Source organism: Mesorhizobium sp. B2-6-4 (assembly GCF_006441495.1).
GTDB lineage: Bacteria > Pseudomonadota > Alphaproteobacteria > Rhizobiales > Rhizobiaceae > Mesorhizobium.
In genome coordinates, this window is sequence record NZ_VFUE01000006.1 from 268,124 (window position 1) to 278,406 (window position 10,283).

Sequence of the window (10,283 nt, forward strand, 5' to 3'; positions counted from 1 at the left end):
CCCCGGAAAAGCGCTTCGGCTCTATCCCGGCTCAGGCTTGGCGCGACGATTTGTAGACGTTGACGCCGAGTTCGCGAATCTTCTTGCGCAGCGTGTTGCGGTTGAGCCCCAGCAGTTCCGCGGCTTTGATCTGGTTGCCGCGCGTCGCGGTCATCGAGGCCAGCACCAGCGGATATTCGACCTCCGAGAGAATGCGCTGGTACAGCCCGGCAGGCGGCAATTCGCCGGCAAACGAGGTGAAATAGCGCTGCAGGAAATGCTCGACCGCCTGGCCGATGGACAGGTCGTCGGGAATGAGGTTGCCGCCGCCCGGCACCACGGGACGCTCGCCGGTCTTGAGTTCCGCCTCGATGATCTCGGCGGAAATCTCGTCCTGTGAATAGAGCGCGGCGAGCCTGCGGACCAGGTTTTCCAGTTCGCGCACATTGCCCGGCCAGGGATAGCGCTTCATCAATTCGATGCCGCCCGACGAGATACGCTTGGTCTGGAGACCCTCCATCTCGCCGAGCTTGAAGAAGTGCCGGACGAGGTCCGGCACGTCCTCGGAGCGCTCGCGCAGTGCCGGCAGCCTGAGGGGCACGACATTGAGGCGATAGAAAAGATCCTCGCGGAAGAGCCCCTGGTTGATCAGCGTGCGCAAATCCTTGTTGGTGGCGGCGACGATGCGCACGTCGGTCTTGATCGGCGTGCGGCCGCCGACCGTCGTGTATTCGCCTTGCTGGAGGACGCGCAGCAGGCGCGTCTGCGCTTCCATCGGCATGTCGCCGATCTCGTCAAGGAACAGCGTACCACCTTCGGCCTGTTCGAAGCGGCCGGTTGAGCGGTTCTGCGCACCGGTGAAGGCGCCCTTCTCATGGCCGAACAGTTCCGATTCGATCAGGTCGCGCGGGATAGCCGCCATGTTGATGGCAACGAAAGGGCCGCCACGGCGGCGTCCATATTCGTGCAGCGCACGCGCCACCAGCTCCTTGCCGGTGCCCGATTCGCCCGAAATCATCACCGTCAGGTCGGTCTGCATCATGCGCGCCAGCATGCGATAGATGTCCTGCATGGCGGCCGAGCGGCCGACCAGCGGCATGGTCTCGGGCTGCTCTTCCGGCCGCGCGTCGATCTTGGGGCGCCGAGGCTCCGACAGCGCCCGGTTGACGATGTTGAGGAGCTCGGTGAGGTCGAACGGCTTCGGCAGATATTCGTAGGCGCCGGTCTCGGAGGCACGGATCGCCGTCATGAACGTATTCTGGGCGCTCATGACGATGACGGGCAGCTCCGGCCGTGCTTTCTTGATGCGCGGCAGCATGTCGAATGCGTTCTCGTCCGGCATCACCACGTCGGTGATGACGAGATCTCCCTCGCCCGCCGCCACCCAGCGCCACAGCGTCGAGGCATTGGAGGTCACGCGCACCTCATGGCCAACACGCGAAAGGGCCTGGTTGAGGACCGTACGGATCGCCGCATCGTCGTCGGCGACGAGAATATTGCCGCGAACGGTCATTTGCGGTCTCCTTCAGCGTCTTCATCGGCACCGAGCGCCGTTTCCTTCCAGGCCGGCATCAGGATGCGGAACATTGTCGCGCGCGGCGTCGATTCGCATTCGATGATGCCGCCATGCTCACCGACGATCTTGGCCACCAGCGCGAGGCCCAGTCCCGAGCCGTTCGGCTTGGTGGTGATGAAGGGATCGAACAGGATCGGCAGGATGTCCTCCGAAACACCGGAACCGTTGTCGCGCACGCAGAACTCGAGCGGCAGCGACACGCGATCCTGAGTGCCTGGAACCGAAACGCGAATGCCCGGCCGGAAGGCCGTCGACAGGACGATTTCACCTTGGGGATCGCCGCCGATCGCCTCGGCGGCGTTCTTGACCAGGTTGAGGAACACCTGGATGAGCTGGTCGCGTTTGGCGAAAACCGGAGGCAATGAAGGATCATAATCCTCCAATATCTTGATTTTCCTAGCAAAACCGTTCTTCGCGATCGCCTTCACATGGTCGAGTACGACATGGATGTTAACGGGGTAGCGGTCAATCGGCCGCTCGTCGGAAAACACCTCCATGCGATCGACCAGCGACACGATGCGATCGGTCTCGTCGGTTATCAGCCGCGTCAGCGCGCGATCCTCGTCGGAAGCGGACAGTTCAAGCAGCTGGGCAGCGCCCCTGATGCCGGAGAGCGGGTTCTTGATCTCGTGAGCCAGCATCGCCGCCAGACCGGTCACCGAGCGCGCCGCGCCGCGGTGCGTCATCTGCCGGTCGATCTTGTCGGCCATCGACCGTTCCTGGAACATCACCACGACGGAGCCTGGAAACTCCGGCACCGGGGCGACATAGAGATCGACCACCTTCTCGATGCCGAGACGCGGAGACGACACGTCGACCCGGTACTCGTTGACGGGGGCCCGGCGCTCGCGCACCTGGTCGACCAGTGTCAGCAACGGGCTGCCGAAGGGAATGAGCTTTGACAGCGTGTTGCGGGCGAGCATCGTCGCGCTCGAGCGGAAGAAGTCCTCCGCATCGGCGTTGGCGAAGGTGATGAACCCCTCCGAACTGATCATGATGACCGGACGGCGGATGGTGTTGAGCACGATCTGGGCAGCATCCGCCATTTCCGGGCCCTGGCTGACGGAGGCGTTCATGCGGCGCTCCGCAAGGGTGCTTGCTCGGCGGCCGAAAACACCTCGCGAAGCAAGGTAATCGTCCGCGTGGGATCGAAAGACGTGAGAATGGCCTTGCGCCTTTCGCCGGCAACGGCGCCGGCATGGCGGTCCAGATACCAGCCGAGGTGCTTGCGCGCCTGGCGCAGGCCGCTCTCGACGCCGTAGAGCGCAAGCATGTCCTCGTAATGGGCAATGATGTAGTCGGTCAGTTCCGCAGCGCTTTCCGGTAGCCGGGCAAGCTCGCCTGCCGCCGCGGCCGCGATGGTTCCGGCGACCCAGGGCGCGCCGTAGTGGGCGCGGCCCACCATCACGGCATCGGCGCCGGATTGCTCCAGAACAGCGGCTGCTTGCGCAGGCGAAGACACATCGCCATTGGCGACAACCGGGATCGACACGGCAGCCTTGACGCGGGCTATTGCGCGCCAATCAGCATTGCCCTGATAGAACTGGCAGCGCGTGCGGCCGTGCACCGTCACCATCTTGACGCCCGCCTGCTCGGCACGGCGCGCCAGGTCCGGCGCGTTGAGCGCCGTTTCGTCCCAGCCGAGCCGCATCTTCAGCGTCACCGGCACACCGACCGCGCCGACCACGGCGTGTACCAGCGACAGTGCATGATCGAGGTCCTGCATCAGTGCCGAACCGGCATAGCCGCCGGTCACCTTCTTGGCGGGGCAACCCATATTGATGTCGATGATGTCGGCGCCCTCGCCGGCGGCGATGCGCGCGCCTTCGGCCATATGTGCCGCCTCGCGGCCGGCAAGCTGCACCATATGGACGGGCAGGCCCGAATGACGTATGCGCAGGTCGCAGCCGGCCCTGCCTTTGGCGAGCTCGCCGCTTGCCACCATTTCGGACACGACCATGCCGGCGCCGTGCGCATGGGCGCGTCGCCGGAACGGCTCGTCGGTAATTCCCGACATCGGCGCGAGGAACACGCGATTGCGGATACTCACGCCGCCGACATCGAGAGGTGCGGCCAATTTGGTCAGGTCAAGCATGCACAAAAACCAAGCATGTTCATTTGCTGCACATTCTCTAGCCATATCGGCCGCAATGTGCAACGCGGAATGACGCCACATTACGGCGCAATTGGGAAATGCCGAGCTCGGCTGCAGTCCCGAGCAAAGCGCCGCGCCTTGCACGAACACGCAATGGACGTTTTAGGGCTTCCTGTTCGGCCTACAATCTCTCCGAAAACCGATTACACTTTTGGGGATCGTGCGCTAAGCCAATCGGCATGACTGACGGAAACGAAAACCGGGCTTTGGAGGCGAACGGCAAGGTCGCGGTGGTTATTGTTGCGGCCGGCCGCGGCGCGCGTGCCGGACAGGCCGATGGCCCGAAGCAATATCAGCAGATCGGCGGTCGCGCCGTCATCGCCCACGTCATCGATATTTTCCTGGCGCATCCGCGTATCGGCCCGCTCGTCGTGGCAATACACGCCGAGGATCACGAACTTTTTCGACATGCCGTCGGCGCACACTCCAATCGCGTCACGGCAATTGCGGGTGGCCCCACCAGGCAAGACTCGGTTCGACTCGGACTGCAGGCGTTGAGAAGCCACGCACCGGACAAGGTTCTCATCCACGACGCGGCGCGCCCCTTCGTCGACGCGGACCTGATCGACCGCACGATCGCAGCCATCGGCGAGCGCGAGGGCGCGCTCCCGGCGCTGCCCGTCGCCGATACGCTGAAACGCGAATCCGCCGCCGGGATGGTCGCCGAAACGGTTTCCCGGAGCGGGCTTCACGCGGCGCAAACGCCGCAGGGTTTCCCATTCCTGGCGATTATGGCCATGCATGAGGAAGCCTATAACAGCGGCAAAACCGACTTTACCGACGACGCCGCGATCGCCGAGTGGATGCAGATGCCGGTCAAACTCGTTCCCGGCTCACCGGACAACGTCAAACTCACCTGGGCACGGGACATCGCCATGGCCGACCAACGACTTTCCAGCGAGCGCATGCGCTTTCCCGATATTAGAACCGGCAATGGCTACGACGTCCACGCGTTCGAGCCCGGCGACCACGTCACGCTATGCGGCATCGCCATTCCGCATGACAAGAAACTGTCCGGCCATTCCGATGCCGATGTCGGGCTCCATGCCCTTACCGATGCGCTGCTGGCGACCTGCGGCGCCGGCGACATCGGCACGCATTTCCCACCCTCCGACCCGCAGTGGAAGGGTACTGCCTCCCGGATATTCGTAGAACATGCGGCAAAGCTGGTGCGCGCGCGCGGCGGCCGCATCGCCAATGCCGACATCACGCTGATCTGCGAGGCACCACGCGTCGGCCCACATCGCGAGGCGATGACGGCTGCCCTGTCGCAGATGCTGGCCATCTCTGCCGACCGCATCTCCATCAAGGCGACAACCAACGAGAAGCTCGGTTTCGTCGGCCGCGAGGAAGGCATTGCGGCGATCGCCACGGCGAGCGTGGTGTTTCCCGGCGAGGTGCCGGAATGAGCAACAGCGAACTGGCAAATGCATTGCTGCAAGCCTGCCAGAAGCGCGGCATCATGCTTGCGACGGCGGAAAGCTGCACCGGCGGCATGATCATCGCCGCGCTGACCGATATCGCCGGCTCTTCCGCCGTGGTCGATCGCGGCTTCATCACCTATTCCAATGAAGCCAAGATGGACATGCTCGGGGTTTCCGCCGCCACGCTGGAGGCTCATGGCGCGGTTTCACGCGAGACAGCGATCGAAATGGCAACCGGCGCGCTGGCGCGCTCCCGTGCCGGGCTCAGCCTCGCCGTTACCGGCGTTGCCGGACCGGGCGGTGGCTCGCCGGAAAAGCCAGTCGGCCTGGTCTGGTTCGGGATTGGCCTAAGCGGCCGGCCGGTGACGGCCGAGCGCGTGCTGTTCGCCGATGAAGGCCGTGATTTCATTCGCCAGGAGACCGTCAGCCATGCACTCAAGCTGGGATTGCACGCGCTTGGGCATGCTCACGCCGGTTTTGCACCGTAGATGACATCAGCACGCTTCTCGAAGGCCTCGGAAAACATACGGAAGGCACGGTCGAACATCGTGCCCATCAGGGCGCCCAGAATGCGGCTCTTGAACTCGTAGTCGATGAAGAAGCAGACCGCGCAGCCGCCGTCGGCAGGGTCGAATCGCCAGACATTGGTCAGATATTTGAACGGACCGTCGATGTATTTGACGTTGATCGCACGCTCGTCGGGCTTCAGCAGCACCTGCGTCGTGAAGGTCTCGCGGATCGCCTTGTAGCCGATGCTCATATCGGCGACGAGGATCGTGCGCCCGTCACGCTCCTTGCGCGAGCGCACCGTCAGTGCCTCGCAAAGCGGCAGGAATTGCGGATAAGCTTCGATGTCGGCGACCAGGGCGAACATCTGTTCCGGCGTGTGGGAAACGCGGCGGGTGGCTTCGAATTTCGGCATGAACCCGGCTCTAAAGCGCGTCGCGTCGACACAGACTCATGCGACGCACCTTAGAGTCTTTGTTTTCGTGCATGCCGTTCTCCCCAAACCCGAAGTCACTTTGGGCGACATGCATCAGAGCGATTTCTCGAGCTGCGCTTGGCGCGCGGCGCGCAGCTTGGCGAAATCGTCGCCGGCGTGGTGCGAGGAGCGGGTCAGCGGGCTCGACGCCACCAGCAGGAAGCCCTTGGTCCGGCCGATCGTCTCGAAGGACTTGAACTCCTCCGGGGTGACGAAGCGGATCACCGGGTGGTGCTTTTTCGATGGCTGCAGATACTGGCCTATGGTCATGAAGTCGACATTGGCCGAACGCAGATCGTCCATAAGCTGCAGGATTTCGTTCCGCTCCTCGCCCAGTCCAACCATGATGCCGGACTTGGTAAAGATCGAAGGGTCGAGCTCCTTGACCCGCTGCAAAAGCCTGATCGAATGGAAATAGCGGGCGCCTGGCCGGACCGTCAGGTAGTTCGACGGCACCGTTTCGAGATTGTGGTTGAAGACATCGGGCTTTGCCGCAACCACGACCTCCAGTGCGCCGTCCTTGCGCAGGAAGTCGGGCGTCAGGATCTCGATCGTGGTTGAAGGCGTCGCCGCCCGGATCGCACGGATGACCTCGGCGAAATGCTGCGCGCCGCCATCGGCGAGATCGTCGCGATCGACAGAGGTGATGACGACGTGGCTGAGGCCCATCTGCTTGACCGCGTGGGCGACCCGTGCCGGCTCGTCCGGGTCGAGCGCGGTCGGGATGCCGGTGGCAACGTTGCAGAAGGCGCAGGCACGTGTGCAGATCTCGCCCATGATCATGAAGGTGGCGTGCTTCTTGTCCCAGCACTCGCCGATGTTCGGGCAGCCGGCCTCCTCGCAGACCGTCACCAGCTTGTGCGATTTCACGATCTCGCGGGTTTCGGCATAGCCTTTCGACACAGGCGCCTTGACGCGGATCCAGTCAGGCTTGCGCAGCACGTCCTGGTCGGGCTTGTGCGCCTTCTCCGGATGCCGCAGCCGCGGCGCATTGGCGATCGTGTCGAGGACGGTGACCATCGGAACCCTGGTTTTCTTTGCGATCGCCGCCGGCGATCGTCACTTACACGTCATCTAGGACTTTTCAGCACAAAGAAAAAGGCTGCGGCGGTACATGCCGCCACAACCGTTTTCGCATGGCGGAAACGATACCGACTAACGGCGCACCAGACGCCCGGCCCAGATCAGCAGGCAGGCGCCGATGAAACCGGTGATCAGGTAGGCGGTCCAGCCGACGCCAAATACGCCGATGTTCAAGGCTCGCAGGATCGCGTTCAGCACCACTGCGCCGGCAATACCTAAGATGATGTTCATCAAGACGCCGGTATTGCTCTTCATGACCATTTCGGCAAACCAGCCCGCCAGGCCGCCGATGATGATGGCTGCGATCCAGCCCACGCCATTCACGTCCATATGCCCTCTCCTTGCTTGAGAAAAAACGCATCCGGAAACGAACTAACTTGCCGTCGAGCTCCTGCGGCTTTCGCGTCTGAGTCTCGTGCGGCCAATCTATCATGCGTTCAACGCACGGCCATAGGCGTCGAGCACGCTTTCCTTCATCATCTCCGACAGCGTCGGGTGCGGGAAGATCGTGTGCATCAGTTCTTCCTCGGTCGTCTCGAGGTTCATCGCAACGACAAAACCCTGGATCAGTTCGGTCACTTCGGCGCCCACCATGTGGGCGCCAAGCAGTTGGCCGGTGTTCTTGTCGAAGATGGTCTTGATGAAGCCCTGGTCCTCGCCGAGCGCGATGGCCTTGCCATTGGCGGCGAACTGGAAGCGGCCGACCCTGACATCCTTGCCCTCGGCCTTGGCTTTCGCTTCCGTCAGGCCGACCGAAGCGACCTGCGGATTGCAATAGGTGCAGCCAGGGATCTTCAGCTTGTCGGTGGCGTGCACGCCGGGGAAATTGGCGATCTTCTCGACGCAGACGACGCCTTCATGCTCGGCCTTGTGGGCGAGCATCGGCGGGCCGGCGACATCGCCGATGGCGTAGATGCCGGACACATTGGTCTTGCCGTAGCCGTCGACGACGACGCAGCCGCGCTCCGTTGTTACGCCAAGGGTCTCCAGGCCGAGGCCCTCGATGTTGCCTTGCACACCGACGGCCGAGATCATGCGGTCGGCCGTGATCTTCTCCACCTTGCCGTCCTTCATCTCGACATGCGCGGTGATCGAGTTGGCGCCTTTCTCGACCTTGGTTACCTTGGCTTGGAGGATGATCTTCATGCCCTGCTTCTCGAACTGCTTCTGGGCGAATTTCGACACCTCGGCGTCCTCGACCGGCATCACGGCCGGCAGCAGTTCGACGACGGTCACGTCTGCGCCCATGGTGCGGTAGAACGAGGCGAATTCGATGCCGATGGCGCCCGAACCCATCACCAGCAGCGACTTCGGCATTTCCTTGGGCACCATGGCCTCGAAATAGGTCCAGATCAGCTTGCCGTCCGGCTCGATGCCCGGCAGCGCCCGCGGCCGGGCGCCGGTCGCCAGTATGATGTGCTTGGCGGTGTAGGTGCCCTCGCCCTTGACGCCTTTCGGCACCGGCGGCTGCGGCTCCATCGGCTTCTTGGCCGTCTTGGAGACGACGATCTCGCCCGGTTTTGTCAGCTTGGCCTCGCCCCAGATGACGTCGACCTTGTTCTTCTTCATCAGGAAGGCGACGCCGCCATTGAGCCGCAGCGAAACCTTGCGCGAGCGGTCGACGACGGCCGACGTGTCGACGCTGACCTTGCCGTCGAGCTTCAGTCCATAGTCCTTCAGATGATCCGAATAGTGCATGATCTCAGCCGAACGCAGCAACGCCTTGGTCGGAATGCAGCCCCAGTTCAGGCAGATGCCGCCGAGATGCTCGCGCTCGACGATCGCCGTCTTGAAACCGAGCTGCGCGGAACGCACTGCCGTGACATAGCCGCCGGGACCGGAGCCGATGATGATGACGTCGTAGTTCTCAGCCACGGTTTTCTCCTTCAATCACAATTCCAGCATGACGCGCACGAGCGGCGTCAACGCCTCGCCGATGTTTCGCGTATTTTCGGCATCGAGATGGACGCCGTCGAGCGGCGTGGTCTTGGCCACAGTGCCGGCATCGAAGAAGCCGCAGCCAGCCTCATCGGCAAGCGCGGAATATTGCGGCGCAAGCTCTTTGGAGGCATCGTCGCCGCCGGCAAACATCGCCTTGAACTCGGCATCTTCGGTGCGACTGACGAGAGGCGGCGAGACAATGAGGATCTGCGGCGGCGGCCAGTCGAACGGATAGTCGTGGCCGCGCACGATGTCGATCAGGCGCTGGATGCCTTGTTTGGCCGCAACGGGATTGCCGTGGATCCAGGGCTTCATGTCGTTGGCGCCGAGCATGATGACGATGACGTCGATCGGCGCATGCGTGGTCAGCACCGTCGGCAGCGTTCTTGCGCCATTGCGGTCGGCGCCTGCCAGGTGATCGTCGAACGCCGTTGTGCGGCCATTCAGCCCCTCGGCAATGACATGCACGCCGTCACCTAGTCCGGTCTGCAGCACGCTTGGCCAGCGATCCTCGAGCGCATGACGGCCACCCTCGGCATTGTAGCCCCAGGTCAGCGAGTCGCCGTAGCAAAGAACCGTCTTCATCTTGCTCAACCCGCCCTTGCGAGGGAGTATTCTTCCTCGGCGTTGGTGACGACGGCGAATTCCTGCGCCTCCAAGCCGCCGGCGAAGAGGCCGGTGAAGAATTTCCGCACCGCCTTGTTCTTCCTACACCAGCATGCCCATCGGGTTCTCGATCAGCTTCTTGAAGGCGACCAGCAGTTCGGCACCGAGCGCTCCGTCGACGGCGCGATGGTCGGTCGACAGCGTTACCGACATCACGGTGGCGATTCTGATCTCTCCGTTCTTGACCACCGCCCGCTCCTCGCCGGCGCCCACCGCCAGGATCGTCGCATGCGGCGGGTTGATGACGGCGGCGAAATCCTTGATGCCGAACATGCCAAGGTTCGACACCGCCGTGGTGCCGCCTTGATACTCTTCCGGCTTCAGCTTGCGACTGCGCGCGCGGCTGGCCAGGTCCTTCATCTCGTTGGAGATCACCGACAGCGTCTTTTCATCCGCCTTGCGAATGATCGGCGTGATCAGGCCGCCGGGGATCGAGACGGCAACGCCGACATCGGCATGCCTGTGCTTGACCATGGC

General features: G+C 63.1%; 11 protein-coding genes. 2 read left to right on the top strand and 9 right to left on the bottom strand.

From position 1 onward, the window contains the following. Positions 1 to 31: 31 nt before the first annotated feature. From ntrC to dusB, 3 genes are read right to left on the bottom strand one after another with little or no spacing between them, the layout of a single operon-like run. Positions 32 to 1,492, bottom strand: a complete 1,461-nt coding sequence (gene ntrC / locus FJ426_RS11020; protein ID WP_140515418.1) for a nitrogen regulation protein NR(I) — start codon at positions 1,490 to 1,492, stop codon at positions 32 to 34. Beyond that, on the bottom strand, positions 1,489 to 2,631 hold the full coding sequence (locus FJ426_RS11025; protein ID WP_140825207.1) for a nitrogen regulation protein NR(II): 1,143 nt from the start codon (positions 2,629 to 2,631) through the stop codon (positions 1,489 to 1,491). The genes ntrC and FJ426_RS11025 overlap by 4 nt, the downstream gene beginning before the upstream one ends. Then, the gene (gene dusB, locus FJ426_RS11030; protein ID WP_140561170.1) at positions 2,628 to 3,650 is read right to left on the bottom strand and encodes a tRNA dihydrouridine synthase DusB; all 1,023 of its coding nucleotides are present in this window, start codon (positions 3,648 to 3,650) and stop codon (positions 2,628 to 2,630) included. The genes FJ426_RS11025 and dusB overlap by 4 nt, the downstream gene beginning before the upstream one ends. A gap of 239 nt (positions 3,651 to 3,889) precedes the next feature. On the opposite strand from dusB, the gene FJ426_RS11035 reads away from it, so the two are divergent. Continuing rightward, complete coding sequence (locus tag FJ426_RS11035; RefSeq protein WP_140561169.1) at positions 3,890 to 5,119, top strand: bifunctional 2-C-methyl-D-erythritol 4-phosphate cytidylyltransferase/2-C-methyl-D-erythritol 2,4-cyclodiphosphate synthase; 1,230 nt, start codon at positions 3,890 to 3,892, stop codon at positions 5,117 to 5,119. Further along, on the top strand, positions 5,116 to 5,622 hold the full coding sequence (locus FJ426_RS11040; RefSeq protein WP_140561167.1) for a CinA family protein: 507 nt from the start codon (positions 5,116 to 5,118) through the stop codon (positions 5,620 to 5,622). The genes FJ426_RS11035 and FJ426_RS11040 overlap by 4 nt, the downstream gene beginning before the upstream one ends. Here the strand turns inward: FJ426_RS11040 and FJ426_RS11045 are convergent. The 6 genes from FJ426_RS11045 to FJ426_RS11070 form a co-directional block, all read right to left on the bottom strand. Further along, complete coding sequence (locus FJ426_RS11045) at positions 5,601 to 6,056, bottom strand: type II toxin-antitoxin system RatA family toxin (RefSeq protein ID WP_140561165.1); 456 nt, start codon at positions 6,054 to 6,056, stop codon at positions 5,601 to 5,603. The two genes, FJ426_RS11040 and FJ426_RS11045, sit on opposite strands and share 22 nt — an antisense overlap. A 114-nt stretch (positions 6,057 to 6,170) precedes the next feature. Further along, complete coding sequence (gene lipA / locus FJ426_RS11050; RefSeq protein ID WP_140515424.1) at positions 6,171 to 7,136, bottom strand: lipoyl synthase; 966 nt, start codon at positions 7,134 to 7,136, stop codon at positions 6,171 to 6,173. Positions 7,137 to 7,271: 135 nt separating this feature from the next. Beyond that, entirely contained in the window at positions 7,272 to 7,529 is a 258-nt protein-coding gene (locus FJ426_RS11055; RefSeq protein WP_140498561.1) for a GlsB/YeaQ/YmgE family stress response membrane protein, read from the bottom strand. Between the two features lie 99 nt (positions 7,530 to 7,628). After that, a complete protein-coding gene (lpdA, locus tag FJ426_RS11060; RefSeq protein ID WP_140561163.1) occupies positions 7,629 to 9,074 on the bottom strand; it encodes a dihydrolipoyl dehydrogenase in 1,446 nt (481 codons plus the stop codon). Between the two features lie 15 nt (positions 9,075 to 9,089). Beyond that, positions 9,090 to 9,725, bottom strand: a complete 636-nt coding sequence (locus FJ426_RS11065; protein ID WP_140515426.1) for an SGNH/GDSL hydrolase family protein — start codon at positions 9,723 to 9,725, stop codon at positions 9,090 to 9,092. Between the two features lie 123 nt (positions 9,726 to 9,848). Next, the coding region (locus tag FJ426_RS11070) for a 2-oxo acid dehydrogenase subunit E2 (RefSeq protein WP_181176937.1) at positions 9,849 to 10,283 on the bottom strand (435 nt) is incomplete at its 5' end.